Source organism: Cohnella fermenti, from assembly GCF_004801405.1.
Classification (GTDB): Bacteria; Bacillota; Bacilli; order Paenibacillales; family Paenibacillaceae; genus Cohnella; species Cohnella fermenti.
Genome location: NZ_SSOB01000033.1, coordinates 1 through 26,139, shown reverse-complemented (window position 1 = coordinate 26,139; position 26,139 = coordinate 1). Strand labels below are relative to the sequence as shown.

The window sequence follows — 26,139 nt, the reverse complement described above, 5'->3', positions numbered from 1 at the left end:
GTGCCGGCGAAGGTCGCCCCGGCACTCCGGTTTCTCCGGCTCATGTTACGAATTGATGCCTATGACCGTCACGCCAAGCGACTGTTCCTGCTTATGGAACTGCTCGTTTATTTTGGCGTTGATCTCGTCCAGCCCCATCTGCTTTATCTTCGCTATCGTCTCTTCGTAGGTTTGGTCTCGGGATGCCTCGTCCTTGGCCAGAACCATCTTCGACACCTGAGCTTCCAGGTAGGTCTTGATCTGCATCTGATTGTTCGCCATCTTGCTGCCGGCTTCGATAAAGTCGCTCGGCATCTGCAGCGGCGTCGTATCGTACACCTCGGACGCCTTGCCGATTGTCGTCTGGACGGTCCGGGCCATCAAGCCGTCCGCTCCCTTGGCGATCGTCGGTTCCTTGGTCGCATGGTCGTGCCAGGCGATGTTATGGAACGGCCAGAACGCGAACACGCCCGTCGTCGAATAGTTGGCGGCATCCTTCAGCCCTTGATCGGTTTGGACGGCAAGTCCGTCCTCCAGCGCATAATCCGTGCCTTCGAATCCATAGTAGTTAAGCAGCAGCCCCTCGTCGCTTGTCATGAAGTCCAGCCACTTGGCAATGAGCTCGGGATGCGGAGCCGACTTGGAGATGAAGGTGCTGAGCCAGCCCGTTCCGGCCTTCAGCGACTTGCCGAATACCGGCTTCGCATTCTGGCTGGATTGGACGGGTCCCGGCGTCGTCCAAGTGGTGGCGGCATCTTCGTCGGTAAAGCCCGTGTCCGCCGTATTGCCGATGAAGGCGAAGACGCGTCCGCTCTTGACCGCCGCCTTGGTCGCGGTATCGTCGGTTGTCATCTGGCTCGGGTCGAAGGCGCCCAGCTTCGCCGCTTCGTACAAGAAATCAATCGCATTCTTGGTCTCCGGAGCCAGAATGATGTCGCGGTAATTCCCGTCCTTGTCGACGGGCATCGCTCCGAACATCGATTCCAGCACGCCCAGCGTTCCTCCGTGCCCGAGACCTCCGACCGACATGCCTGCATATTCCTTGCCGTCGATCTGCAGCGGGATGACCGGGGAGCCGTTGAACGTCATCCCCTTCACCTTCTCGAGCGCGGCGAGGACGCCGGCCTCCGTCGTCAGCTCGTCGGCGGCGATGCCCGCCTGCTCCATGATCTGCTCATTGAACATAATTGCTCCGTTCGACCGGAACTTCGCGAAATCGTTGTAGAAGTCGCTCGACGGCGGGTACAGCTCGCGAGCGTCGGTCGAGTCCATATGGCTCGGGTACGCGTACCAGCCTCCGTCCCGCTCGATCAGCGCTTGCTTGATGTCTTCCGGGAACTTGCTCAACAGAGGGGAATCCGGGTCGTACTTCTGCAGGAATTCGTCCAGCTTCCACACCTTGTCGGCCTGGATCAGCTTCTTGATCAGAGTGCCGTCCGAGATCGAGATCACATCGGGCAGCTTGTCCGAGGAGACGAGCATAAGGCTCAGCTTGGTGCCCGCATCCTGGGCCGGTATGTTGAATTCGAAGGAGAGTCCCGTCTTGCTTGTAATCGTCCCTTCAACGGAAGCCGGGTCCGAATTCCACGGAGAAGGAGGATTCCAGCCGCTTACATCCGAGAACCAGGTCAGCTTGGCTGTCTCTGTCGTCCCTTGGTCTCCGCTCCCGGAGGCTCCGGCAGACGCCCCCGCGTTACCGCTTGCATTGCCGTTCGACGAATTCGAGCTGCACCCCGACAACGCCATCGCGCCGGCGATCAGCGCAACTGCCCCCGCTCTTAGCGTCCATGTCATACGCAACGATCACTCCTGTTTAGATTGATACTTGCATCCTTATCGTAACGAGTATCGCTGCTTCGCCATATGGCTCCGTTTTTTTATTTTGGTGTTTATTTTCGCAAGCCGCCCGCACAATGGCGGGCGTCGAACAAGCGGGCGCTTACAGCTTGCGGTACTTGCTCGGGGTCACGCCGACATGTTTTTTGAACAGCTTGTTGAAGTGGAAATAATCCTTGTACCCGACTCTCTCGACGATCTCGTGGATGGACAAGGCTTCGTTCGCCAGCAGCTCCTTGGCGAGCGCAATTCGCTTAAACGAGACATATTCGGAGTAGGTTCTTCCCGTCTCCTTCTTGATGAGGAAGCTTAAGTATCCCAGACTCAGGTTAAGCCGCTTCGCTATGACGCCGAGAGACAGGTCGTCCGTAAAGTGGATGTCGATAAACGACATGACGCTCTTGACCTGCTCGCGCACAATCGGGAAGTCCGGCTCCGCTTGCCGGTCGAATGCCGTTCGCACCCGCTCGAATATCGAATCCGCAGGGTCTCCGAGCCTGCCCAATTGCGAGTAGGACATAAATTCCGGATCGGGGAACGCCTCGTCTTGACCGTAGTATTTATGAAGAAGCGCAACGATCTGGTTATAGACGCTTGTTACCTGCTCCGCGTTCGGCTGCTGCCGCAAGCACTCCTGCTCGATCTCGCGCACGATCTCTTTGATTCGGTCCGTCGCCTGCTCCCTGATCGCCAGCTCGAGACGAAGCAGATGGGCGGACGCTCCGGCGAGCGGTTCGTTCGCCCGGTATCTCGCGACCCGAAGCCCCGGATAGAGCAGCGAGGTGAACAAGGCCGTGTCGGCTTCGCGGTACAACCGCGAGAGCGAATCGGACGCCCGACCAAGCGTGCTGATGCCGATATGGGACGCGCTCCCGAGCCGCTTCTCGATAAGCTCCAGCAGGTCGGCCGGTTCCGTCTCGTCATAATTGAGCAATAGGGTCCATCGCTGCTGTCCGGTGCGCATGGCGAACCCGCTTAAGCTCCCCATGCCCCGAATCTCCTTCATGTCCCCGATGTCGGCCGGTTGTTCATAATGGACGCTTACGACGCGATAGTTCGGATACTCGCTCGTCTCCCGGCAGGCGTAGAACCGGCCGATCTCCGTATCGGAGTCGGAATTGAGCAGCTCGAACAGCTCGCCGAGCTGCTGGTCGACCCAACTGCTTGCTTGACGCTTGTCGTCCAACCGTTCGCGCAGACGCGCCATGGTCTCCCTCAACTGTTCCTTATCGATCTGCTTGAGCAAGTAATCGAAGGCGCCGAGACGCAGGGCGCGCTGCGCGTACTCGAATTCGGAGTATCCGCTGACAAGAACGACCTGCGTGCCTGAGCCGAGCTTCCGAATCTCCTCGAGCAATTCAATGCCGTCCAGCCCGGGCATGCGAATATCCGAGATGACAACGTCCGGCCGCGCTTCGCGGACCTGCGCAAGCGCAGAGGCTCCGTCGTAAACTTCCCCGATGACCTCGAAGCCTTCGCTTGTCCAATCGATCAGCCGGGAGATGCCGTAGGCAACCCAAGGCTCGTCATCGGCGATCAGCACTTTGTACATCGTCCATCTCCTCCTTCTGGGCCATAGGCCGAGCCGGCCAGGTTATCCTCACCAGGGTGCCTTGATCGGGGAGGCTCTCGATTCCCATCTGCGCCTCCGTGCCGTAGAACAGCCGAATGCGCCGGTAAATATTCAGCACGCCGATGCCCCGGGAGGCGCCCGACTGATCTTCCTTCTCTTCGAAGTTGTCCAATTGGCGAAGCAACTCCTCCAGCCGCTCCCCGCTCATGCCGCGGCCGTCGTCTTCTATGCTTAGCTGGATATCTCCGCTTGGAGCGCGGCGAATGTCGATAGCGACCCGACCGTTGCCAAGCTTCCGCTCAAGACCATGGAAGACTGCATTCTCGACGAGCGGCTGCAGCAGCATTTTCAACATTGTCGCTTCCAGCAGCTCCGGCTCGCAATCGATCAGAATTCGGAATCGTCCCCGGAAGCGGAAGTCGATGATTCTGGCGTACTCCCTCACATGCGAGAGCTCGTCCGCTACCGCGACGAAGTTGCTCCCCTTGACCGCGTAGCGGAACATCCGGGACAGCGATTCGGATAAATCCGCGATGTCTTGCACGTTGTAATAAAGGGCCATCGCCCGGATGCTCTCGAGCGTGTTGTAGAGGAAGTGCGGGTTGATCTGGTTGCGGAACGCGGAGATCTCCATCTGCTTCTTGGCCAGCTCCATCTCGTACATTCTCGTCTGCGTCGACTGCACCTCGGAGCTGAGCGCCCCGATGTCATCCAGCATCTTGTTCAGCTTGGCGCCCAGAACGCCAATCTCGTTGCGATGGATAACCTCGTAGCGGCTGTCTTCGCCGTTCTTCGGATAGGACCGGATAAATTCCATCAGCGACCGTATGGGGCGCAGAATTCGGGTGAAGAAGATGAGCAGGAACAGACACAGAAGCACGAACATCGTGACGTAGGTGGCGACATTGATGCGCTGCATGGAATCCAGCTCCGCCAGCAATTCCCCCTTGGGGATAACGCTGATCAGCTTCCAGCCGGAATCGGGAAGCGTAACGGATTGCACGATGTACCTCGGATCGTTCTTCCACGTCTCGACCCGGATGACATCCTCGTCGGAGACCACGCCCTCGCTGGCAATCGTCCGGTCCTCGCCGTCCAGCAGCATAACCCGCGAGCCCGAGGTTATCTTGGCACTGCGCAAAATCGGGATAAAATTGTTCGCGTCCATCACATAAACGCCCGTGCCTTTGAATTCGGTCGCGATGTGGTTGCTGTCCAATCCATAGACGGGGGTCGCGATCTTGTAGAAGCGTTCGGTCGGCCGATTCTTGAGATCGATCCGTCCCGAATACGCAAGCTTCGGAACCGAATCCGTCCACTCGTCCTCCCCTTCTCCCACGCGGGCGAGCAGCTTGCCCGACTGGTCGAACAATTCGATCCCGCGAATGTTCGCTTTCATCGAGCTTGTATTGGCGAACATGGAGAGCAATTCCCCGTTCATCAGCACTCTGGAGAGGCTGTCCTCCGAATTGATGTAGTTCTGCACGGTCGGGCTATAGAAGAGAAACGTCGAAATTCCCTGCATATCCGAATGGAAGCTGCTCATCTTCTCCTGCACCTGGAGAAAAATTTTGTCGACGGTATCCGTCACCTTGCGCTCGATGATCTGTTTGGCGACCCGGTCCGTGACGACGAACGCGGCCAGCAGCGTCACGAGCATCAGCGAGATCAGGAACACGATTTGCCTCATCAGGCTGGGCTGAAGCATCCGGCTTGCCATCATCTCTTCCCCCTCTGCTCAAGAAAGCGGTTCCATGAACAATGTCGGCCGGTCCTTGCCGATTCTCCCCGATCCTTGCCGCTCCGCATCTCATGACCATTGTAGTCTCTTGCTGCCGCAACCACAATCGACTATACGGGTATTAACTGACCTAAGCTGTTTTTTTGGCCAGGGCTGGAACAACAAAAAAATACCGTCAGGGAATATCTCCCTGGCGGCAGCAAAATTAAATCAATGGCAACCGCCATCCACTCAAGACAATTACATAGCGACATCCGAACGATCCACCAGCGTCAGCTTGTTCGCCGCAGACGTTCGCGGAGCCGCTTCGGGCACGAAGTCCGGGTAGCCGAGATGCAGCAGTCCGACGACCTTCTCTCCGGCGGCCACGCCGACCGCCGTGCGGAATTCCGGCGCCGCGATGTAATCGTCCGTCTTCCAGATCACGCCGATTCCTCTCTCCCAGGCAGCAAGCTGCAGATTCTGGATGAGTGCGCTAACGGCAGCATAATCCTCCTCCCGTTCCCTCGCTCGCGGGTCCTCCGGCATCACGACGAGCAGGTGGCACGGAATCGACGTCAAGTAGTCGCGCATCGCTTCCGGTTCCACCCTCGGCTTGCGGCCGCGGGTCGGCATATTCGTTATCGCCTCCGCCAAGCGAACCTTGCCCGCTTCCAGGAAGGCGATGAAGCGCCACGGCTCCCGCAAGCGATGGTTCGGCGCCCAGACCGCAATGTCCAGCAGTTCTGTCAGAAGCGCGGCCGCAATCGGCTCCGCTTTGAATTTCTTAATGGTTCGACGCTCGCGGATCGCGTTCGCGACCGGATATTCGGTCGCCGTCGTCGAGGTTCGTTCCGCCATGCTCCATTCCACCTTTGTTATATTGGATGAGATTCTTCCTGAACCTGAGCTTGCACCTGAGCAAGCTCTATTCGCCAACGCTTGTCCCTTGCCCGCGAATCGCGGCAGCCTCGCCCATTCTCGCCCGCGTACCCTTGACAAAGAACGACAACACAACGCCGACCAGCGAGATCAACGTAGCGGCCAGGAAGGCGGCATTGATGCCGTCGATCATCGTGGCCAAGCCGGGAGCGTTAGCATTCGCGATCGTGATGGACATGACCGTAACGAGCGCCGCCGTTCCGATCGATCCGCCCACCTGCCGCATCGTGTTGACCATGGCCGTGCCATGCGGGATCAAGTGATGCTGAAGCCGGTTGATGCCCGCGGTCATCAGCGGCATCATGACAAGAGATACGCCGACCATTCTCGCCATATAGACGGCGAGGACGTAGCTGAGCGTCGTCGTTGTCTCAAAGCGTGTAAACAACAGTCCGGTTGCGGTAATTAGCGCGAAGCCGACGATGGCCAACCACCGAACGCCGAACTTGTCGAACAGCTTGCCCGTGATCGGCATCATGACCCCCATCAGGATCGCACCGGGCAGCAGCGCCAGCCCGGATTCGAGCGCCGTATAGCCTAACATGTTCTGCATGAAAGTAGGAATAAGAATCTCCGCGCCGATCATCGACGTGAAGGTGACAATCCCCAGCACGGTCGTAATCGTGAAGATCGGGTCCTTAAAGACGCGAAACTCCAGAATCGGCTGCTCCAGCTTGAATTGCCGGACGATAAAGAATAGCAGCCCGACAAGCCCGATCCCCAACGTGGCAAGCACTTCCGCACTGGACCAGCCGCTGGTCCCCGCCGAGCTGAAGCCGTACAACAAACAGCCGAATCCGATCGTAGAGAGCAGGATCGACGTTGTGTCCATCTTCGGCGACGTCCTGCGCGTCACGTTCTTCATGATAAAGAAAGCCAGAGCAATATCGGCAATGACGATCGGAAGGACGATCAGGAATAACGAGCGCCAGTGGAAGTGTTCGATCATAACGCCCGCAAGCGTCGGTCCAATCGCCGGTCCCAATCCGATAACGAGACCGACGAGCCCCATCGCCGCACCTCTTTTTCTCACCGGGAACAGAGAGAGCGTCACGACCTGATTAAGCGGCATCATGACGCCGGCGCCCAGCGCCTGCACAATTCGGCCGATCAGCAATACGGTGAAGTTGGGCGATAACGTCGCAGTCAACGTCCCTATGGCGAAGAGCGTCATCGCGGAGATAAAGAGCTGCCGGGTCGAGAATCTCCCGATCAGGAACGCCGTTATCGGAACCATAATGCCGTTAACGAGCATGAATGCGGTGGTCAGCCATTGCGCCGTGCTCAAGCCGATCTTGAAGTCGTTCATGATGGGAGGGAGTGCGGTAGCAAGCAGCGTTTGATTCAGAATGGCAACGAACGAGCCGATCAGCAGTACAACCAGAATCGGCGTCTTCTTGATATCGGGATTAGCATTGTCTACTGCAGTTGTCATATAGTTGGAATCACCTTCTCGAGTTATGCTCTTATTCGTATTGGTATGGCTTCGCGCTGAACAGAACGCCTCTGATCTCCCAGTTGTAGCCTAGCGCCTGGATGCCCCCGAGATAATACGGGTTGACGTGTGTGGACCTGCAATTATGGCTCTCGAGCACCACCTTCGCCCCGTCCTCGAACACCGCGACCAGACGCAGCCCGAGGTTGAAGTTCGCTGCGGCCATAAAGTCGTGGTAGCTCTCTTTAATGCCGGTGTTCAAGTGCTCCGCCGTCCGGGCCAGCAGGTACTGTCCCCACTCCAGCATGAGCGGCTTGACATCGTCCGTCGAGAACGATGCCGTGCCTTGAATCTTGGCGATAATGTCGTACGCGTGCTCCCCGTTCAAATTCGGCATGAGCCGTTTAACCGACAAGACCGTTGCGGTCCAGTCCAACGCCTCGTGCCTTCTGATCGTTTCTCCGTTCATGCCAATCCCTCCTTCGGATTCAGACCCTTTCAGACCCACCACATGGTCCCCATCGGCTCTCTCATGATGACTTGCTTAAGCTGGTGAACGGCCTTGGTGAAGCCTTCGTTCACGGACATGATCGCATCCTCGTGTTCGATGCTTATCGCATGGTCGTAGCCCGCCATCCGCAAGGCGCTGACGATATCGCCCCACACCTTGCCGTCATGGCCGCAGCCGACAGAACGGAACTGCCAGGCCCGGCCCAATATCTCCGTATACGGCTGCATATCCGTGACGCCGTGTTTATTCACATTCACAGGGTCAATGGCGATATCCTTGGCGTGAAAATGATGGATGGCGCTCGATTGTCCCAGCAGACGGATTGCCTGAACGGGATCGATGCCTTGCCACCATAGGTGGCTCGGGTCCACATTCGCCCCGATCGCTTCCCCTGCGGCTTCGCGCAATCGCAGCAGCGTGCCCGGGGAATGAACGGAGAAGCCCCCGTGCAGCTCCAATCCGATCAAAATGCCCTTCTGCGAGGCGATTCGGCCTATCTCTTGCCAATAGGGAATAACCTTCTCGCTCCATTGCCAATCGAGCAATTCCCGATATTCGTTCGGCCAAGGCACCACCGGCCAATTCGGGTACTTGGCATCGTCGGAGTCGCCCGGGCATCCGGAGAAGCCGTTCACAACCGGCACTTCCAGCCGCTCGGCCAGATCGAGCGTATGCATAAAATCCTCATGGTACGACTTCGCGACCTCTTGCCGAGGATGCAGGGGATTGCCATGGCAGCTTAACGCGCTAATGGTCAATCCTCTGGCCTCGACAGCCTTCTTGAAGGCATTCAGCTTGCCCTTGTCGGCAAGCAGTTCCTCAGGGCGACAGTGCGACTTCCCGGGATAACCTCCCGTCCCGATCTCGACGGCTTCAAGACCTTGAGCCGCAATATAGTCCAATGCCTCTTCCAACGGCTTATCCGCCAGAAGAACCGTAAATACGCCCAGCTTCATGGAAGTCCCTCCCTTCTTCTATGGCCTTCTATATCCTTCTATGTCCGGAGCACGACGGGCTGCTTGGTCTCCGCGCTCGCATAGAACGCTTCGGCCAGCTTCGCCAAGATCAGGCCGTCTTCGGGCGGAGCCATGAGCTCGCGTCCCTCGTCAAGAAGACAATCGATAAAGTGCCGGAACTCGTCTTGCCGTTTAACGTCTGCATAAAGCTTCGGCTGCAGATCCACGCAGACGCCCTCGTGTTCCCCGAAGATTCGCAGTTCCCCGTTCTTGAGGCTTGCGCCTCCCTTGGTTCCGCGCAATTCGATATAATGCTGATCCTGCTCGATATTCGAGGCCCAACTGAATTCGAACATTACCGAGGCTCCATTCGCCAGACGAAGATAGCCTTCCGCCGTATCCTCCACGTCGAAGACGCCTTGCTCGTCTCCCTTGTAGCCATTGCGGTTGCGGGAGGTCGAATCGACAAAATTGCGGTAAGCGGCTCCGGCCATGTAACTCGGCTCCGGCATCCCCATCATGTACAGACATAAATCCAGATAATGAGTGCCCAGGTCGATCATCACACCGCCGCCCGAGAGCTTCCGATTGGTGAACCACGTCCCCCGCCCGGGAATGCCGCTTCGCCGAACCCAGCCTGCCTTGGCGCTGTAAATCGTCCCGAGATGGCCCGCATCGATCCATTGTTTAAGGTAAACGGCTTCATTCGTAAAGCGATTGTTTAATCCGATCATCACTCTCTTGCCCGATCTCTCCTTCGCGGAGAGAATCCTCTCGGCTTCTTCGACAGTCGTACACAGCGGCTTCTCGCAGTGCACGTGGACGCCATGCAGGAGTGCGTATTCGACGATCTCGGCATGCAGGAAGTTCGGGGTGACAACGCTCACGAGGTCCAGCTTCTCCCGCTCGATCATTTCTTTGTAGTTGGTATATATACCCGGAATGCAGTGCCGCTTCGCCATCTCGGCCGCCCGCTCGGCATTGGAGTCGCAGACTGCCGCGAATTCGACTTCCGGCAAATTCTTGTACCCCTGAACATGCTTCTTCTCCGCGTTGCTCCCCGCTCCGATAATTCCGTACCTTAACCTCTTGGTCAACTTCGATGATCCTCCTGTTGAAGCAGCAGCCTTCTGAAATAAGCTGCCGAATATTCGATTCCTCTGGCCGCCAGCTCATCCGGCAGCGCGGACTTGCGCGGCTCGATGCTTAAGCCCCCTTCGTATCCGCAAGCGCGCAGAAGCCCGAGGAAGCTCCGCCAATCCGTCTGGTCAAGCCCGGCCGGAGGCTCGTCGATCTTGCGTCCGCCGACGACCAAGGAGCCTTTGAGATGAACATGCTTAAACCGATGGCCCCAATTAAGCGTCTCTTGCAAGTAATCCCCTTCGAAGAAGCGGGCATGGGATGGATCGTATTTGATGCCCAATTCCGGGAGGTGCTCATGAATGATGCTCCACATTGTCGGATTATTCACATAATTAACCTTCCGACAATTGTACGAGGACAGGCTCACGTTACGATTGGCGGCATAATCCAGCAGCTTCTCGAAGAAGGCGATCGCCGATGTGCAGTTCGCGTACAGCGACAGCTTCTCGACATAATTGCAGCCGACGACCATGTTCGGACAACCGAGCATGGAAGCCGCATCGATCAAGTGACGACAACGCTCCAATTCTTCCTGAATGATGCTCCCGTCTTCATGGAGCCGCAGACTCTTCCACCGTCCGATAGACCCGATGGAGATGCCGTACTCCCGACTCCATTCGCCGTACCGGGACGCCTGTCGGCAGAATTCCTCCACATCGTCGCCTTCATTAACGCAGAATTCCACAAAATCAAGTCCGTACTTCTGCGCCATGCGGAAGCTGGTCTCCTCCGCCTTCGCGATCATACCCAGTCTCATCGCTGCAGGTTCCTCTCCGTTGGCATTGTAGCTTCCGTTTATCCGAATAAATGCAGACCTGCCGCCCCGACAACGCCGGCATTGTTGCCCAAGCTCGCCGGCACAATCTCCACTCCGTCCTGAGCCGTGTGCAATGCGTTCTCCCGGTAATGCCGATCGATCAGGTTGAGCAGGAACTCACCTGCCTGGGCGACCCCACCCCCGATGATGAATCGCTGCGGGTTGACAACAACGGACAGAATCGCCATGGATTTCCCGATATAACCGGCCGCGATGGAGACGATATTCAAGGCAATCGGATCGCCGGCAACCGCGTGCTCGACGACATCCTTAGCCGTTATATTCGCTAATACCGATAGAGACGACGACAACCCGACCTTAAGCGCGGCTTCCGCCATGTGCACCATGCCCGTCGCGGAGGATACCGTCTCCAGGCAACCGTACTTGCCGCAACCGCAGCGGATCGCATGATCGTCGGGCACAACGGGAATATGGCCAATCTCGCCCGCCATTCCGCTGAAGCCCTGAATCAGCCTCCGCTTCACAATAATGCCTCCGCCGACTCCCGTTCCCAACGTATAACAGACCACATTGGGAATTCCCGCTCCGGCTCCGCCCCAAGCTTCCCCGAGTGCGGCTGCATTGGCATCGTTATCGATCTTGACGCTCTTGCCAAGATTGGCCTCCAGCCACTGCTTCACGGGAACATCTTCCCACCCGAGATTGACGGAATGCTTCACATGCCCCTCTTCCATATCCAAGAACCCGGGAATGCCGGCTCCGACACCCGCAACTTGGTCCCAATGGTACGGGCTTGCCTCGACAAGCTGCCGGGCGAGCTCCGCAATACGCTGAACGACCGCTTCCGCACCTTCTTTAACAGGCGTGGGGCATTCGGCAGTATGAATCAATCTTCCATCCGCATCGCATATCCCGGCTTTAATCGCGGTGCCGCCGAGATCGATGCCGACATATATGGCTCTCTCCATTGTCTCTCACCCTCGCTTGTCATTCCCGGAAGGATACGACAGCCGCAGCTTCCTTCCGGGAATGGCTCCTTGTTACGTTCCTCGTTGCGTTCCTTGTTACGTCCCTCGTTGCGATTCCACCCGTTTATTTATTCGCTTGAGCCCAGGCATCGAGCTGCTTCTGCTTCTCTGCGATGATCTTGTCAACACCCGCTTCCTTAAGCCGAGAACGGAACTCCGGGAGCACAACCTCCGGATCGACGGCGCCTACCTCCAACGCATTGCGATACTGGCCGACAACGCTCGATACGGCTGCATATTCGGTCGTGACCGGCGTCACATCGAAGACGAACCCGAGCGCCTTCGACTTCAGCGCGCTCTTGTTGAAGTTGTCCATCTCTTCCCATAGCTTCGGATCGTCGCCTTCGAACACATACGAGATAAATTGATTGCCCCAGAAGTAGCCGACGTTGATATTGTAGCCGCTGTTCGTCGCGTCGACGCCGTCCGGGAACCGGATCATGTTATCCCCCAGATCCGTTGCCTTGACGTAGTGCTTCCCCTCAATGCCCCAGTTGAGCAGGTCGATCAGTTCCTTGTCCGTGTACAGCAGATCGAGAACCTGCATCGCCTTGTCGGGATGCTCGGATTGCTGTGGAATCGACCACATGACGGATTGGGCGGATGCGGTCGTGATCGCCGGATACTCATTAAGCGGGAACGAGACGACCTCTCTGCTTGCCTTAAGCGATTCCTGCTGGGCAATCCCCGGCTTGCCGGGCCACGTCCACGCGAAGGCCCGGTTCGCCTTGGCCAGGTCCTGCGCCGTATCCTTGGACGTTGCGGCATCCTTCGGAATCAGGCCGTCCTGGTACCACTTTCTCATCATCTTGAGGACAGCTTCGTATTCCGGCAGATCATAGGCGTTGACGACCTTAAGGTCGTTGTCGTAGTTCGGAAGAACGCCGATGAAGTTCACGTCGCCGAGCGCATCGAACATCAGGGCGCCGCGGGCGGAGCCGATGAACGGTGCATAGCCTTCGTTGTCCTTGACCGTCTTGAGCAGCGGCTCCAGATCGGCAAGTTGCTTGATGTTGCTTGTGTCCAGGCTGTACTTCTCGATCAGGTCGGTTCTCAGCAGACCCGTCAGCCACGAGGCCTGGTCCCGCATCGTCGGAACGCCGTATCGTTCGCCGTTCACCTTGGAGGCGTCCAACACGTCCGGATCGACCACTTCCGTAATGTGCTGGCCATACTTCTCGATCAACTCGTCCAGCGGCTGGAACTGCCCCTTGGCCACCTTGGAATCGAAGCCGAAGTGCGAGGAACTGACGACGAGATCGAGCTTCTCGTTGCTGGTGAGCATCAGATTCATCTTCTGCTCGTATTCGCCGAACGCGATCGGGATAAGCTTAAGCTTCACGTTCAGCTTCTCCTTCAGATGCTCGTTCACGGCATCTTGAACCAGATCGAGATCTTTGGGTGTGCCTGTAAAAATGTAATAAGCCATGTTCAACTCGGTAGCCGGCTCTTGACTGCTGCTTCCTGATTGCGTTTCCTGCGAACCATGCGATTCCTCTTCCTTGTTTCCGTTGCTGCATGCCGACAAAACAATCAAAAGCAACGTCAAACTTAAGCAAGCGAAACTTTTCCAGCTTTTCATTTTTGTCCCCCCCGTATTAGATTGCAACGCATGCATCATCTTTGATGACAACTTCATCTTAAAAGAAATACCGCCGGGGAGCTTTTGAATACTGGACTATTTTCTATTGAATAATCGACCTTATCGCCCTGCTTCTTTCCGGTAATCCAGCGGACTGATTCCGACGTTTTTTTTGAACATTTGCGTAAAATTGGAGAAGTTGTTATACCCGACCGACGATGCGATCAGGCTGATCGGCATCGCCGACTTGAGCAGCAACTCCTTGGCCAGCTTGATTCTCTCTTGCGTGATATACTCCGTAATGGTCATGCCGGATTCAACTTTGAATATCCGATTCATATAATCCGAATTGAGAAAGATTTGATTGGAGATCGACTTGCGCGACAGATCTCCGTCGATGTTCCTCGCAACATACTCCTTCACTCTCTTCACGATATCCGTCTTCTCTTTGATCAGGTCGCTGTGGTTCACCGACTTGTCGATGACGTGCTCGACCCACTCCTTCATGTCCGCGATCGACTTGGTCGAACGCCCGATCAGCTCGGTCGACATCTCGTCCATAAACAGACGATGGGCTTGAATGCCCTGCGTCTGCAGGTAGGCATGAATCATCTGCAAGAAGTCATACTGGAACTGCCTCAGCTCGTTCGTTCCGACCAGAATGGATTTGACGAGACCGTCGAGGAACTTGACCAGCTCATGGAGAAGCCTTGGCTTGTCCCCGTTCTGCAGCAGAATGGACATCGACTTCATGTCCGGGAAGGAGATATGGCCCCGTTGAGCGGCAGCGGAGTTAAACGCAGGAGAGAACACCTTGTTGACGCTTGATACATTATTCCGGCTTGTCTCCTGCAAGGTGCAAATTACATGGACAAGCTCGTGCGCCTTCCCCTTAATTCCGATATAACAGGAGAGATCGCAGAAGAAATAATGGCTGACCGACGCGATGTACGACTCGCAGTCGGCTTTGATCTGCGCAATGTCCGTCTCGTCGTCCAGAACCAGCATGGCGATCAAGCCCTCCGGCCGCTTGACCAGATGGCTTGATCTTCCCGCCTTCGACAAGATCATCTCCTCGATGGCATTCCTCAGCGCATACTCCATGATCTTCAGTTCCCGGGAGCTGAGCTTCTTCTTCCAGCGTTGGACCTCGACCAGAATCGGCATAAACTCCAGGCCGGGAGAGAAGGGCATTCCCCGGCTCTTCGCCTCTTCCGCAATCGCGTCCGGGTTGGAGGGGATGGCCTGATCGAGAAGATCCACCCAGAATTTCTCGATAATGGCGTCATGGTGTTGATCCCACAGGCTGCGGTAATGCGAATTCTCCCGGCTCTCGGACTCTCTCTTCAGCTTATCCATGCCCTTCCTGATCGCGAGGGTCAGTTCGTCGTACGGGATCGGCTTCAAGATATAAGCGGCTCCGCCAAGCTGGAGAATCTTCTGCGCATAGAAGAATTCGGCATGACAAGTCAGGCAGATGGACACCGTGTGCGGGGAATGAACGCTTACCCATTCCATCAGCTCGATTCCGTTGCCGCCGGGCATCTCAATATCGCACAGCATCATATCGATCGAATGCGTCAAGAAGATATCCTTCGCCAGCTTGCCGTTGAATGCCGTATACACCTCTCCGATGCCCAGCGCCTCCCAATCGAGTGCGCATTGGATCGCTTCCACGGCATGCTCTTCGTCATCCACGATTAATATCCGGTACGCCATCCTTCCCACCATCCTCACCCAGATTGATCTCATGCTGCAGCGGAACGACGATCTCCACGACGGCTCCTCCTGCTTCGCGGTTGGAGAAGAGCAGCCGGAATTGATCCCGGTACACAAACCGAAGCCTCTGATGCAGGTTCCAGATCCCGATTCCGCCTTCGAGGGAGGTCGTAATGCGCTCGCCGAGGTTCAGCTTGGGCAGCACTTCGGCATCGAAGCCGCTTCCCGAGTCGACGATCGCGATCTTCAGCTTCGCCGGGTCCTCTTCAAGCCGTTCCACTCGGATCAGAACGGACAATTGCTCCTCGAACGAGATGCCGTGCTTTAGCGTGTTCTCAGTAAACGTTTGCAACATTAACGGGAGAACGGATGTCTCCCACAATTCATCGGGAACGTCGATCTCATAGGTGAAGCGGTTGCGATATCTGAGCTGCTGGATTCTCAGGTAATTGCGCACATGCTTGATCTCTTCCTTTAACGGGACGATCATGCTGTCGCTCCGGAGAATGTAGCGGAAGTATTCAACCAGGCAGATCGACATCTCCTGGATGATCTCATTCTTCTTCGTGAAGGCCAAGCCGTGAATAACGTTTAACGAATTCATGAGAAAATGCGGGTTTAGCTGCAATTGCAGATGCGTAAAATGCGCTTTCTGCAGGCTCAGCTTCTCCTCGTAGACGTTTATTTTAAGCTCCTGAATTTGCGTCATCATCTTGTTGTACGCCGTATTGAGAATCTGGAATTCGATGGAGGATTTAAACGGCGGAATCCGGTAGCCCAGGTTCCCGTCGCCCGTGCGCTTCAACGCGAACAAGATGCGGTCCAGCGGCTTCAGAACCGTCCTCCTCAGCAGATAGATCGAGAGCGGAATGAGCGGCAGAATGCTTAGAGCAATGATCGCGACCAGAATCCGGAAGGAAGGCAACTGGTCCAGAATATTGGATTCGGGAATCAGCGCGGCCAGCTTGAAGTTGCCGACCGAGGACTCGCTGCCTACGATCAAATAATCGCTGTGGCCGATCTGTTTAATCGAGTAGTTGTCCGAGGCTTGAACCGTCGCAGCCGAGCCTTGCTCCGAGGTAAGCGGTATTCCCTTCTCGTCGGTAAACAGCAGCCTTCCCTTCTCGCCCAGGTCGATGGCTTCGAACGGGGTCGTTAAGCTGTCGACGCTGGCCCAGGCCCCGAAGTACACATCCCCGCTCTTGAAGATGTGGAAGAAGTAATACCTCCCGCCGATCTCGGCGGCATACCAGCCCTCGCTTGTGAAGCCGTTGGTGTGATCGGCAGCCGTCAGAATCGAGCGAAGGTATTGGCGGATCTGTGTTCTCACGCGGTAGTCTTCCTTCAACGCGAACGCTTCAATCAGGCTGTCCCTGTGCTCCGTATAAACGAAGAGGGCGTCAATCGTTTGGTTATACAAGCGGAAATCATCCGTCAGCTTGTTCGAGATGCGAACCTCTGCAGGAATATACGTATTGTCGTTGTCGGATTGGAGCAGGAAGTAATCGTTATCGGAAGAGCTGCTCTCGAGAATATAGTTGTCGATCGATCGCAGCGATTGATCGACTTGCTTCATATACATCTGCAGCAGATTATGGTTCGAATTGGCCACTTGGTCGCGTACGACCGTAATCGAGTAATTGCTTATATAGATCAACAGAACAATCAAGGGGAGCACCAATAACAGCAATACGAGAAATAATTTTACTCGGAGAGTACCGAATCTCTCTGTTCGCAACATGTCGTATGAACCCTCTCTCCGTCTCCCAAATCATTCGACAATATTCGCCGTTACTATCAATATACCAAAAGGAAACGGCTTGTGGGCCGTTCCCTTCATCTTACAGTTCGATTGTCTTCCCCGTCTCCGCAGAGAGGTATATCGCTTCGAGAATCTGCGTAACGACAAGCGCCTGCTCCGGCTTGACCAGCGGCTCCTTGTCCTCCAGAATCGCCTCGATCCATTGCTTCGCTTCCAGAGCGCCCGGGTCCGTTCCGGCGCGTTGAAAGTAGGCGATCTCGCCGGCCTTGGACGGCTCGGTCTGCACCTGCTGGCCGAGCTGCACGGAGTTGAACGCGACATAACCGCTTCCGGTGTAGGCGTTGCCGAGCATCTCCGCCCCCGCCTCCGTGCCGCACAGCGTCAGTTGGGCTTCCTTGGTGTTGATCATGTTCAGGGCCCAGGCCGCTTCCAGGTAAATCGTCGCCCCGTTCTCCATCTTGATGAACCCGAAGGCGGAATCTTCTACGTTGAACGTAGCCGGGTCCCACGGCCCGAACTGATTGCCTTCGAACTTGTCCTTCAGCTTATGGAATACGGTTCCGCTCACTTGCTTCGGCTTGTAGTTGTTCATGGTCCAGAGCGCCAGATCCAGCGCGTGCGTGCCGATGTCGATCAGCGGCCCGCCGCCTTGCTTCTCCTTGTCCTGGAACACGCCCCATGTCGGCACGGCGCGACGACGAACCGCATGCGCCTTGGCGAAGTAGATATCGCCCAGGTCGCCGTTATGGCAAGCGGCGAACAGCGTCTGGGAATCCTTCCGGAATCGGTTCTGATACCCGATCGTCAGCTTCTTGCCCGTGCGCTCGGCCGCTTCGACCATCTGCCGGGCTTCCGCCGAATTAATCGCCATCGGCTTCTCGCACATGACATGCTTGCCGGCTTCTAGCGCATCGATCGTAATCTGCGCGTGCGAGACGTTCGGCGTCAGAACGTAGACGACGTCGATCGACTGGTCTTCCAGCAGGTTCCGATAGTCGACGTATACCTTCGCGCCTTCCGCTCCGTGCTTGGACGCCAGCGCTGCCGCCCGTTCCTCGATAATATCGCAGAACGCCACGATCTCCACCTTGTCGGCTACCGTCGCCAATGCTCCCATGTGCTTCTGCTGCGCGATTCCTCCGCAACCGATAATGCCCGCTCTTAATTTCGCCATTGCTCTCCACCTCATATAATTGGAATAATAGAATTCGGAATATTCCGATTCGTTTAGCCGTTGTACCCCAGGCAATCTCTCATCAGAGCCTGATGTTTGCGAACGTATTCGATCTCGTCCACCCAGCCGATGTCGTTCATGCTGCGGTTGCCTTCGAACTCACTGCTGATGTAGCCCTTGTATCCGCCTTCTTGCAGCGCTTGAAGCACCTTCGGATAGTCGATGTTGTCGACCTGGCCGTTCTCGTCGAAGTCGAAGAACTTCCCATGTACGTAGACGAGCTTGGAAGCATACTTCTTCAGCGTTTCGTAGGACGCCGGCGACTTCTTCGCGATCCGGGGGAGAATCTTCCGGTCCACTTCATTCGGGTTCATCTTCTCGACCAGATGCTTGATCTCGTCGTACACGAACGGCACGCCGTTAAAGTACGCTTCGCGCTGGCTGTTGCGGACGAAGTGCAGAATCTCCTCCGTTGCGCCCTGGCGAACCATCATCCCGATGCCGGCCTTGCTGAAGCAGTACTCGTAGCTGCTGAAGTCCGCTTGCAGCCCCACGAACGGCATGCCGAGCTTCTCCGCCACTTCCAGATAGGGCTCGTGGATCGAATCATCGATCGTCGTCGGCGCGTGGCACTCGAGCGCCATCATCACGCCCAGTTCAGCGCACAGCGGCAGCAGCCGCTCGACTTCCTTCACATCGGTCAGGCGAACCGGGCTGAAGCCCGTGCCGATATGCTCATTATGAAGAATTCGTACCGTCGAGCAGCCAAGCTTCCTGGCCGCCTTGATGTACATGGAGCTCCTCTCGAACAGTTGATCGTCCGACAATTGCTTGTTCTTCCACATCGCCCGATCGGCGAAGTGATCCAGACACACTTGCTCCACGCCGTACCTGGCCATCAGGCCGTTCCACTTGTCGACGAATGCATCCGTAATATACGGCCATTCCGCGATCATCGAATCGGCGAACACCTCGATGCCTTCGGCGCCGGAGCCGGCGGCCGCCGCGATGCAGCCTTCCAGATCGTGCTTGTGGAAGTAATAATTATCCTGGTAGCTGTACAGAGAAACTCCGAGTTTAATATCGCGATTGGTCTTCATCGTATGCTCCACCTCTCTTAGGCAAAAGTTAATGTCTTCTCGCAAGTCGCGCTCATCGTCGGTGTGTAGGAACGGCGCGTGGCCAGCTTCAGCTTCACCTGGTGACGGCCTTGCGCGATGCCGTTCTCCTTCTTGATCACAACCCGCAGCATCTCGCCGAATACCCAGTAGAAGTCGGTCGGGAAGTCATCCTTGAGAATCTCCAGATACGGGTATTCGCGGCCGCGGTGCTGAACGACCATGTCGGCCGGATCTACCTTCTCGCCATCGACTTCGAGTGCAATCTCATCCACACAGCACAGAGGGAGCCCTCTATAATAATTGATTTTCAGATTGACGCCGTAGCCGACCTTCTTCCCGTTCTCCCAGACATTCCTGCATCCTACATCGGTCAGAATGTGATTATCGTACATTGCAGTCCCTCCCAGTCATAATGTGCCTTGCTGCTTGTCATGCTTGCCTTGCTACTTAAATTATAGGACTCGCGCCGGGCGGCGACTTTGTGATAATCGACTTAAAATTATTGCAAAGCCGACCTGATCCGGTTCGGGAACCGCACGTTCACCCTTTAACCGATCCAATGGTAATGCCTCTTACGAAGTAACGTTGGAAAAAAGGGTACGACAGCATAATCGGAACAACGCTTACGAACGCGATGGCCATCCGGATCGTCAGCCCGGGAATGTCGGCTGCGGTTGCCGAGATCGTCGAATCGAGGCTGGCGATCGCGTCGATGTTGAGAAGAATCTGATTCAGCAGGTTCTGCATGTTGTACAGCTTCTCATCCGTCAAATAAATAAGCCCGTTCATCCAGTCGTTCCAGTAAGCGATCGTCTGGAACAGCCCGATTGTCGCCAAGATTGGCATCGACAGCGGAAGCACGATCGAACGGAAGATCCGGAACTCTCCGCCGCCGTCGATCCGTGCGGACTCGTACACCTCGGGAGGAATCGTCTGGGCGAAGAACGTTCTCATAATAAGAATGCTGTAGCCGTTCATCAGCAGCATCGGAATGATCAGCGCCCAGATCGAGTTCTTGATGCTGAAGTATTGCGTGTACATCAAGTAAGTCGGAACCAGACCTCCGTTGAACAGCATGGTGAAGAAGACGGCGAACCCGAAGGTGTTCCGATACGGCAGATCGGCACGCGACAACGGATAGGCCAGCATCGAGGTGATCATCAGGCTCATTAACGTTCCCGCCACCGTCACCAGTACCGTTACCCCAAATGCATGCATGATTTTCGCAGAGTTGTGTGTCAAATACTTGTAGGCTTCGATGCTCAAGTCACGCGGGATGATGGAGTAGCCATGCTGATAAATGCTGGAATCGCTTGAGATCGATGACATGAACAACACGAGGAACGGGAAGATCACCGATGCCGCAAACAAGGAAAGAAACACATTCGCTCCCCAACGCCAAAGCTTATTGTCCATCATGTTCCCCTCCTAGAATAAGGCATCGTCTCTGCTGAATTTGCGAACCAGATAGTTCGAGACGATAACCAGAGTGAAGCCGACCAGCGATTGATACAACCCGGCGGCCGATGCCATTCCGATATCGCCAAGCTGCATTAACCCTCGGAACACATACGTATCGATAACGTCGGTCGTCCTGTAGATCAGACCGGAGTTCAGAGGCACGTTATAGAACAAGCCGAAGTCCGAATAGAAAATCCGGCCGATGCCAAGCATCGTCATCAGAATAATGACCGGCCGAATCAACGGAATCGTAATGGAGACGACCTGTCGCCACTTGTTCGCCCCATCGATGGTGGCGGCTTCGTAATAGGCCGGATTAATTCCCAATACCGCCGCGAAGAAGATGACGCTGTAGAAGCCCGCAGACTTCCAGACGTGCGTGATCGTGAGAATCAGCGGCCAATACTTCGCCTCGTTGTACCACATGACCTCATCCATGCCGAACAGTGGCAGAATGGTCTTGTTCAGCATCCCCGTGTCCATCTTCAGGAACGCCAGCCCCAAGTAGCTCACGACAACCATGGAGATCAGGTTCGGCAGCAGAATCGTTCCCTGGTAGAACCGGAACTTCAGCTTGCCCCTGATCTCGCTTAGCAGAATCGCAATCGCGACCGCCACCAGCGTGTCCAGCAGAATAAAACCGCCGTTATAAAGAATCGTGTTCCGGGTGATGATAAAAGCGTCTTTGGTCTGGAAGAGAAACTCGAAGTTCTTGAATCCGACCCAGTCGCTTCCGAGGATTCCCTTCGTAAAGTTAACCTTCTTAAAAGCGATGATCAGCCCCGCCATCGGAATGTAATTGTTGATGAGCAAGTAAAGCATTCCGGGAACCATCAAGATGTACAGCGGCAAATAACGTTGCAGCTTCTTCAACCTTTTTGTCAGAACACTCTCCATGCCGATTCGTCTTGCCCCATCCACATGCGGCGCGTTCTCCATTCAGCAACTCTCCTTTAGATCGATCGATTTCTCATCCTAATCTCGACAACCTCACAGGCAGCTCTTATGTCGATTCCCCCTTGCCTTCTTATCTGCTACTAATCTTACAAGCGAATGTGGCGTCCTTCTTTGCGATATCAGACTAGTTTGCTATTGATTTGTCGACTTATCGTCGACGTTTAGACGTTGTCGATCTTCTCCCAACTGCCCGATTGAATGCTTCTGACGATAGCGTCGTTTATGAGCATGGTCTGATAACCGTCTTTGAACGTGGCCACGGAGTCGGACAAGGGAGCCCCGCTTCCGATGGCGCGATAGAAGTTATGCATCATGTTCTTCAAGCTGTCCGTCCAGCCCTCTTCATGGCCTCCAGGGTAATGCAGGAACGGAAGGGCGTCCTTCTTCAACAGGCCGGGATCTCGAACAAGCCGTTCCGAAGCGCGGTCGCGATACCCCAGATGCAGGAGGAACGGTTCCTCCTGCTTCCACGAGCCGGATGCCTTGCCTCCGTCAATATGAACTTCGAGCGCGTTCTTGTTGCCGGGGGACACTTGCGACACCGTAAATACGCCCCTCGCTCCGCCTGCGAATTTAACGAGAACCGAACAATAATCTTCGGTTACGATGTCGACCGGCTCCAGTTCGCCCTCCGCTCTCCTCTGGAAGGACTCCTTCGCGACGGATGATCGGTATCTTGTCGGCCACACAATCGAGGAATCCGCCAGCACCTCGGAGAACCGGAGCCCGGTTATGTATTGCACAAGATCGAACAAGTGAGACCCGATGTCGCTGATCGCCCGGGTCGTTCCGCCGTATCTCGGTTCCATTCTCCAGTTGTAATCGGTCTCATGCAGCAGCCAATCTTGAAGGTAACTGCCTCGGATCAGATTCACCCGTCCCAGGTCCTCGTCCTTGACCATGCCTTTAAGATGCTGCACCATCGGGAACTGCCTGTAATTATAATTCAAGCCCGTAATCAGGCTGGCGGATGCTGCCAGCTCATAAAGCTCCTTAGCCTCTGCGCTGGTCAAGGTTAACGGCTTCTCCGAAAGCAGGTGCTTGCCGTGGAGCAAGGCTTGTCTGTTGATTTCGTAATGCAGATGATTGGGTGTACAGTTATGGATCACCTCGATCTCGTTATCCTGCAACAGTTCCATGTAGTTGCCGTACGCCTTCGGCACTCCCAATTCGTTGGCGTACCGTTCCGCCTTCGCTTGATTGCTTTGCCCGATGGCGACAACGTCCACATAGCCGAGCCTTCGCAAAGCCTCAACATGTGCTCTTCCAATAAAGCCCGCACCCAGAATCGCCGCTTTAACGTGCCTCATCCCATTTCCCCCTCATTTTGCTCCAACTTTTGCCTTTACTATAGAAGATAAATGAACGAGAATCCCCCGTTTCTGCCAAGTAGTCGACTATCCAATAGGGAAAAGTCTGTATTTCAAAAGCTCATCCCCCGGCCGTTCCTTATGATGAAAATAATTCGAGCGAAAGGAGCAACCCGATGGACATTAATCAAAAATACATGATCGATCCCAAGGACATCCGCAACGTGGTGTCTCGGGACGGCAACCGAATCGGCTTTGAGCTTCAGCTGATCATTCCTTACTACAGAGGTGCAGCCCTCAGCATGATTGACGAGCTCTATGTCAAAGTCGGAGCCATCTTGTATCCCAAGGAACAACTGACGTTCACCGTGGACGGGTTCAGCTACACCTGGCCGCAGATCGAGACCGTGACCACCTTCCGTTGGGAATATGGAACCAAAGCAACCGTCTTCGTCCCTCAACAGGGTGGACTCGACGTGTCCCCCATTCAACACATCGAGGTGGGCTGTTCGATTCGAAGGAGCTACGGCGGCCGCTTCCCTGCCCCCGTTGTCGTGAAGGTGGCCGTCGATCCGTGCAAACTGAAGGCCATTCGATATCAATAAGAGAGGAGCATCGATTCATGACCATTCGCCTTGGCGTCTCGCTGTACAGCTATCAACAGACTTACCTGACCGGCCAGCTTGACTTGGAAGGCTGCATTCGAACGGTTGTCGAAACGACCGGAGCTACGGGAATCGAGCTCATCTACGAGCAGATGCCGCTGGAACGCTATCCGGATGCCGTCTACCCGAATATCACCGACAAGGGCATCTCCCGTTGGAAGGAGTTGATGGACAAATATGGGACAACACCTACCTGCATGGACTCCTTTATCGATTCCAAGCTGTACAGAGGCCGGATCTCCACCGTGCAAGAACAGATTCAGATGATGGAGCAAGACCTCAAGCTGGCTTCCCAGCTCGGCTTCCCTTGCATTCGCGTGCTCGCTCTTGTGCCGCCCGAGGTGCTCGAAGGTGCCCTTCCCGCTGCCGAATACTATGGCGTCCGCATGGGGCAGGAGGTTCACCCCCGATTCGCACTCAATGACGAATGGATGCTTAATGTGGCGGAGATCTCACGGAGGAGAAATTCGAAGTATGTCGGCTTGATCCCGGACTTCGGGATATTCTCTAAGGGGTTGCCCGGCTCACAGCTGAACCTTATGAAGATCATGGGGGAGAATCCAGACATCGTTGACTTTATTGAAGTCTCCTTCAAGGCCGACTTCTCCCACAAGGAGATAGCGGCACAGCTCAGGCAGATGGGGGCGAAGGAAGCTACGGTTATTGCCGTGGAGAGATCCGCCTTTATGAACCGGTACAACAACCCCGATCTGCTAAAGGATTTGCTTGATGTCATTATGCATTTTCATGGAAAATTTACTTATATGAAGGAAGATTGCAGCGAGGAATTGACCATTAACTACAAAGACCCGATCCGCATTCTTAAAGAAGCCGGTTGGGACGGCTATATCTCATCGGAGTTTGAAGGTCAACGCGCTTATCACGGTCAGAATTGTCCTTATGAAGAAGACGAGATCGAGCAAGTCCGAAGGCATCATGTTATGTTGAATCGGCTTCTTAAGAGCTAGCCACCGAATAAAGAAGAACCGTCAGGGAAGGTGTCCTGGCGGTTCTTCATAAATGTCACTAGCTCTCGCACACACTCCGTTTAGGCGTTCCTGTGTGGATTGCCGCTTTCTTCAGCGCTGTAGAAAAAAATAAAATCCCCTGACATACCAAGGGATTTCGGCTTCATAAGTTATGGTGCGGTCGAGAGGACTCGAACCTCCACGAGATTGCTCCCGCCAGCCCCTCAAGCTGGTGCGTCTGCCATTCCGCCACGACCGCATATTGTCGATCCGAGTAACTGACTGCCGCAGCCGCCGTTCCTCCGAAGGACACTTATGTAGTATAGGTGGTTCCGGAGCAAAAGTAAAGGGCGAGGGGAAAAGTCGGACTTTTCAAATAACCCCCGCCCGCAGCCCTGCCTGCTACGATCAGATCAGCGCAATCGCAAGCAATGTGAATAACGACAGCGCGAGAATGCCGCCTCCCCAGCCATAGCCATAGCCGCCATAGCCCGGTCCCCAGGCGGACAGCGTCAGCTCGCCCTTGGCAGGCTTCAGGTACAGGTTCTCGCGGTCCACGTTCACAATCGTTCCTTCGTACACCCCTTGGTGCGTATGGACGCGGACCCTGCGATTCACATTGCTCACGCAGAAGTTGTACATATCCATTCGATTCTCAACCTCCCTCCGCTTGCGCTCGCAAGGCTGATATCAGCGTATGAGAGGTGTCCATGAGGAGATTGGATGAACGGAATAAATGTGCGCTTATCCAAACTCCCGCACGATTCGTCCCGTCTGATCCGATGGCTTTGGCGATTTTATGTGATTTTTCACATTCGTCGGCTTGGACGGGTGGCAATTTCGGCGTTTTATACGGTTTTTCGCATATATGCGGCAACTCGGGCCGGAATTTTCTTCATGAATGCCATTTTTCGCATAAAATCGGGCAGAACACCCGTTATCGAGCACCGCCAATGGTCGAGTAGGTAGGGCCTCTCCTTTCGAGGATTGTGCCCGTCCCCCTCACAGATCCGTACGTGCGGAATTCCCGCATACGGCTCTTCGACGCATCTTTCACAGAATGGTTATTTGTAGATATCGACGTAGATTCTTGGCTTCGGGAGCTGCCATTTCTTTATCACTTCGCTGAACCGCTCCCGCGTAAAACTCTTGCGCTGACTTCTTCGATTCAGCCATTTCTCCATCAGCTTCGTCGTCTCCGTTTGATAGGCCTTCATCCTGTCGTAGTTGTCCGTTATTCCGTAGTACCGGTAATGTCCCAACAGTTTTGACCGGATCGCCTTCAGAAACTCCTCTTGCCTTAGATGCCGATTCGTCCGGATCCATTGCTTCATCTTCTTGACCTTCTGTCTGAATTTCTTCCCGCTCGTTTCCCGTTTCACTCGGTAAGCTCCTTTTTGGCTTTTCGAGCAGTAATGCGTGAATCCCAGAAAATCAAAGGTTCTCGGCTTCCCTTTCCCTTCTCTTCTGCTTCGCTCCTCCGCATACCGGCCAAACTCGATGATTTTCGTCTTCTCTT

23 protein-coding genes and 1 tRNA gene are annotated in these 26,139 nt (G+C 55.3%); 2 read left to right on the top strand and 22 right to left on the bottom strand.

Going from position 1 to position 26,139, the window contains the following annotated elements:
* Nucleotides 1–45 precede the first annotated feature (45 nt).
* The 19 genes from E6C55_RS22475 to E6C55_RS22385 form a co-directional block, all read right to left on the bottom strand.
* The gene (locus tag E6C55_RS22475) at nt 46–1,773 is read right to left on the bottom strand and encodes an extracellular solute-binding protein (protein WP_136372068.1); all 1,728 of its coding nucleotides are present in this window, start codon (nt 1,771–1,773) and stop codon (nt 46–48) included.
* Nucleotides 1,774–1,918: 145 nt separating this feature from the next.
* Nucleotides 1,919–3,367, bottom strand: a complete 1,449-nt coding sequence (locus E6C55_RS22470; protein ID WP_136372067.1) for a response regulator transcription factor — start codon at nt 3,365–3,367, stop codon at nt 1,919–1,921.
* The gene (locus E6C55_RS22465; RefSeq protein ID WP_168735815.1) at nt 3,342–5,108 is read right to left on the bottom strand and encodes a cache domain-containing sensor histidine kinase; all 1,767 of its coding nucleotides are present in this window, start codon (nt 5,106–5,108) and stop codon (nt 3,342–3,344) included. The genes E6C55_RS22470 and E6C55_RS22465 overlap by 26 nt, the downstream gene beginning before the upstream one ends.
* A gap of 261 nt (nt 5,109–5,369) precedes the next feature.
* The gene (locus tag E6C55_RS22460) at nt 5,370–5,969 is read right to left on the bottom strand and encodes a nitroreductase family protein (protein ID WP_136372065.1); all 600 of its coding nucleotides are present in this window, start codon (nt 5,967–5,969) and stop codon (nt 5,370–5,372) included.
* Nucleotides 5,970–6,036: 67 nt separating this feature from the next.
* On the bottom strand, nt 6,037–7,485 hold the full coding sequence (locus E6C55_RS22455) for an MDR family MFS transporter (RefSeq protein ID WP_136372064.1): 1,449 nt from the start codon (nt 7,483–7,485) through the stop codon (nt 6,037–6,039).
* Nucleotides 7,486–7,516: 31 nt separating this feature from the next.
* Nucleotides 7,517–7,954: a hypothetical protein gene (locus tag E6C55_RS22450; protein ID WP_136372063.1), complete on the bottom strand. Its 438-nt coding sequence runs from the start codon at nt 7,952–7,954 to the stop codon at nt 7,517–7,519.
* Nucleotides 7,955–7,983: 29 nt separating this feature from the next.
* Entirely contained in the window at nt 7,984–8,952 is a 969-nt protein-coding gene (locus tag E6C55_RS22445; protein ID WP_136372062.1) for a sugar phosphate isomerase/epimerase family protein, read from the bottom strand.
* 38 nt (nt 8,953–8,990) lie between these two features.
* Nucleotides 8,991–10,049 carry a Gfo/Idh/MocA family protein gene (locus E6C55_RS22440; RefSeq protein ID WP_136372061.1) on the bottom strand — a complete coding sequence of 353 codons (1,059 nt, stop codon included), beginning with the start codon at nt 10,047–10,049 and terminating at the stop codon, nt 8,991–8,993.
* Nucleotides 10,046–10,852 carry a sugar phosphate isomerase/epimerase family protein gene (locus E6C55_RS22435; protein ID WP_136372060.1) on the bottom strand — a complete coding sequence of 269 codons (807 nt, stop codon included), beginning with the start codon at nt 10,850–10,852 and terminating at the stop codon, nt 10,046–10,048. The genes E6C55_RS22440 and E6C55_RS22435 overlap by 4 nt, the downstream gene beginning before the upstream one ends.
* Nucleotides 10,853–10,890: 38 nt before the next feature.
* A complete protein-coding gene (locus E6C55_RS22430) occupies nt 10,891–11,841 on the bottom strand; it encodes an ROK family glucokinase (protein ID WP_136372059.1) in 951 nt (316 codons plus the stop codon).
* A gap of 124 nt (nt 11,842–11,965) precedes the next feature.
* Nucleotides 11,966–13,330: an ABC transporter substrate-binding protein gene (locus tag E6C55_RS22425; RefSeq protein ID WP_230986817.1), complete on the bottom strand. Its 1,365-nt coding sequence runs from the start codon at nt 13,328–13,330 to the stop codon at nt 11,966–11,968.
* Nucleotides 13,331–13,603: 273 nt separating this feature from the next.
* A complete protein-coding gene (locus E6C55_RS22420; RefSeq protein WP_168735814.1) occupies nt 13,604–15,202 on the bottom strand; it encodes a response regulator in 1,599 nt (532 codons plus the stop codon).
* Nucleotides 15,174–16,871, bottom strand: coding sequence for a sensor histidine kinase (locus E6C55_RS22415; protein WP_168735813.1), 1,698 nt, complete (start codon nt 16,869–16,871; stop codon nt 15,174–15,176). Before E6C55_RS22415 ends, E6C55_RS22420 begins: the two co-directional genes overlap by 29 nt.
* 172 nt (nt 16,872–17,043) lie before the next feature.
* Nucleotides 17,044–18,138, bottom strand: coding sequence for a Gfo/Idh/MocA family protein (locus E6C55_RS22410; protein WP_136372055.1), 1,095 nt, complete (start codon nt 18,136–18,138; stop codon nt 17,044–17,046).
* Nucleotides 18,139–18,191: 53 nt separating this feature from the next.
* Nucleotides 18,192–19,238, bottom strand: coding sequence for a sugar phosphate isomerase/epimerase family protein (locus E6C55_RS22405; protein ID WP_136372054.1), 1,047 nt, complete (start codon nt 19,236–19,238; stop codon nt 18,192–18,194).
* A 17-nt stretch (nt 19,239–19,255) separates the two neighbouring features.
* A complete protein-coding gene (locus tag E6C55_RS22400; protein WP_136372053.1) occupies nt 19,256–19,651 on the bottom strand; it encodes a C-glycoside deglycosidase beta subunit domain-containing protein in 396 nt (131 codons plus the stop codon).
* A 148-nt stretch (nt 19,652–19,799) separates the two neighbouring features.
* A complete protein-coding gene (locus tag E6C55_RS22395; RefSeq protein WP_136372052.1) occupies nt 19,800–20,678 on the bottom strand; it encodes a carbohydrate ABC transporter permease in 879 nt (292 codons plus the stop codon).
* Nucleotides 20,679–20,687: 9 nt separating this feature from the next.
* Entirely contained in the window at nt 20,688–21,659 is a 972-nt protein-coding gene (locus tag E6C55_RS22390; protein WP_230986816.1) for an ABC transporter permease, read from the bottom strand.
* A gap of 179 nt (nt 21,660–21,838) precedes the next feature.
* Entirely contained in the window at nt 21,839–22,987 is a 1,149-nt protein-coding gene (locus E6C55_RS22385) for a Gfo/Idh/MocA family protein (RefSeq protein WP_136372051.1), read from the bottom strand.
* Between the two features lie 176 nt (nt 22,988–23,163).
* Here E6C55_RS22385 and E6C55_RS22380 point away from each other — a divergent pair, with 176 nt between their 5' ends.
* Both E6C55_RS22380 and E6C55_RS22375 read left to right on the top strand, forming a co-directional pair.
* Nucleotides 23,164–23,592: a C-glycoside deglycosidase beta subunit domain-containing protein gene (locus tag E6C55_RS22380; RefSeq protein ID WP_136372050.1), complete on the top strand. Its 429-nt coding sequence runs from the start codon at nt 23,164–23,166 to the stop codon at nt 23,590–23,592.
* Nucleotides 23,593–23,609: 17 nt separating this feature from the next.
* Entirely contained in the window at nt 23,610–24,620 is a 1,011-nt protein-coding gene (locus tag E6C55_RS22375) for a sugar phosphate isomerase/epimerase family protein (protein WP_136372049.1), read from the top strand.
* 173 nt (nt 24,621–24,793) lie between these two features.
* Here E6C55_RS22375 and E6C55_RS22370 read toward each other — a convergent pair.
* From E6C55_RS22370 to E6C55_RS34845, 3 genes are all read right to left on the bottom strand, one after another.
* Nucleotides 24,794–24,879, bottom strand: a tRNA-Leu gene (locus E6C55_RS22370).
* A gap of 149 nt (nt 24,880–25,028) precedes the next feature.
* Nucleotides 25,029–25,268 (bottom strand): hypothetical protein, encoded by a 240-nt coding sequence (locus E6C55_RS22365; RefSeq protein ID WP_136372048.1) that lies wholly within the window; start codon nt 25,266–25,268, stop codon nt 25,029–25,031.
* A gap of 416 nt (nt 25,269–25,684) precedes the next feature.
* Nucleotides 25,685–25,954 carry a hypothetical protein gene (locus tag E6C55_RS34845; RefSeq protein ID WP_230986815.1) on the bottom strand — a complete coding sequence of 90 codons (270 nt, stop codon included), beginning with the start codon at nt 25,952–25,954 and terminating at the stop codon, nt 25,685–25,687.
* Between the last annotated feature and the right edge of the window lie 185 nt (nt 25,955–26,139).

Excerpts from the sequence above, each read along its gene's own strand:
- E6C55_RS22465 (WP_168735815.1), bottom strand. The coding sequence starts at position 5,108 with ATGGCAAGCCGGATGCTTCAGCCCAGCCTGATGAGGCAAATCGTGTTC.
- E6C55_RS22380 (WP_136372050.1), top strand. The coding sequence starts at position 23,164 with ATGGACATTAATCAAAAATACATGATCGATCCCAAGGACATCCGCAAC.
- E6C55_RS22455 (WP_136372064.1), bottom strand. The coding sequence starts at position 7,485 with ATGACAACTGCAGTAGACAATGCTAATCCCGATATCAAGAAGACGCCG.
- E6C55_RS22390 (WP_230986816.1), bottom strand. The coding sequence starts at position 21,659 with ATGGAGAACGCGCCGCATGTGGATGGGGCAAGACGAATCGGCATGGAG.
- E6C55_RS22460 (WP_136372065.1), bottom strand. The coding sequence starts at position 5,969 with ATGGCGGAACGAACCTCGACGACGGCGACCGAATATCCGGTCGCGAAC.
- E6C55_RS22450 (WP_136372063.1), bottom strand. The coding sequence starts at position 7,954 with ATGAACGGAGAAACGATCAGAAGGCACGAGGCGTTGGACTGGACCGCA.
- E6C55_RS22365 (WP_136372048.1), bottom strand. The coding sequence starts at position 25,268 with ATGGATATGTACAACTTCTGCGTGAGCAATGTGAATCGCAGGGTCCGC.
- E6C55_RS22405 (WP_136372054.1), bottom strand. The coding sequence starts at position 19,238 with ATGAAGACCAATCGCGATATTAAACTCGGAGTTTCTCTGTACAGCTAC.
- E6C55_RS22425 (WP_230986817.1), bottom strand. The coding sequence starts at position 13,330 with ATGGCTTATTACATTTTTACAGGCACACCCAAAGATCTCGATCTGGTT.
- E6C55_RS22410 (WP_136372055.1), bottom strand. The coding sequence starts at position 18,138 with ATGGCGAAATTAAGAGCGGGCATTATCGGTTGCGGAGGAATCGCGCAG.
- E6C55_RS34845 (WP_230986815.1), bottom strand. The coding sequence starts at position 25,954 with ATGAAGCAATGGATCCGGACGAATCGGCATCTAAGGCAAGAGGAGTTT.
- E6C55_RS22400 (WP_136372053.1), bottom strand. The coding sequence starts at position 19,651 with ATGTACGATAATCACATTCTGACCGATGTAGGATGCAGGAATGTCTGG.
- E6C55_RS22475 (WP_136372068.1), bottom strand. The coding sequence starts at position 1,773 with ATGACATGGACGCTAAGAGCGGGGGCAGTTGCGCTGATCGCCGGCGCG.
- E6C55_RS22470 (WP_136372067.1), bottom strand. The coding sequence starts at position 3,367 with ATGTACAAAGTGCTGATCGCCGATGACGAGCCTTGGGTTGCCTACGGC.
- E6C55_RS22445 (WP_136372062.1), bottom strand. The coding sequence starts at position 8,952 with ATGAAGCTGGGCGTATTTACGGTTCTTCTGGCGGATAAGCCGTTGGAA.
- E6C55_RS22385 (WP_136372051.1), bottom strand. The coding sequence starts at position 22,987 with ATGAGGCACGTTAAAGCGGCGATTCTGGGTGCGGGCTTTATTGGAAGA.
- E6C55_RS22375 (WP_136372049.1), top strand. The coding sequence starts at position 23,610 with ATGACCATTCGCCTTGGCGTCTCGCTGTACAGCTATCAACAGACTTAC.
- E6C55_RS22420 (WP_168735814.1), bottom strand. The coding sequence starts at position 15,202 with ATGGCGTACCGGATATTAATCGTGGATGACGAAGAGCATGCCGTGGAA.
- E6C55_RS22435 (WP_136372060.1), bottom strand. The coding sequence starts at position 10,852 with ATGAGACTGGGTATGATCGCGAAGGCGGAGGAGACCAGCTTCCGCATG.
- E6C55_RS22395 (WP_136372052.1), bottom strand. The coding sequence starts at position 20,678 with ATGATGGACAATAAGCTTTGGCGTTGGGGAGCGAATGTGTTTCTTTCC.
- E6C55_RS22430 (WP_136372059.1), bottom strand. The coding sequence starts at position 11,841 with ATGGAGAGAGCCATATATGTCGGCATCGATCTCGGCGGCACCGCGATT.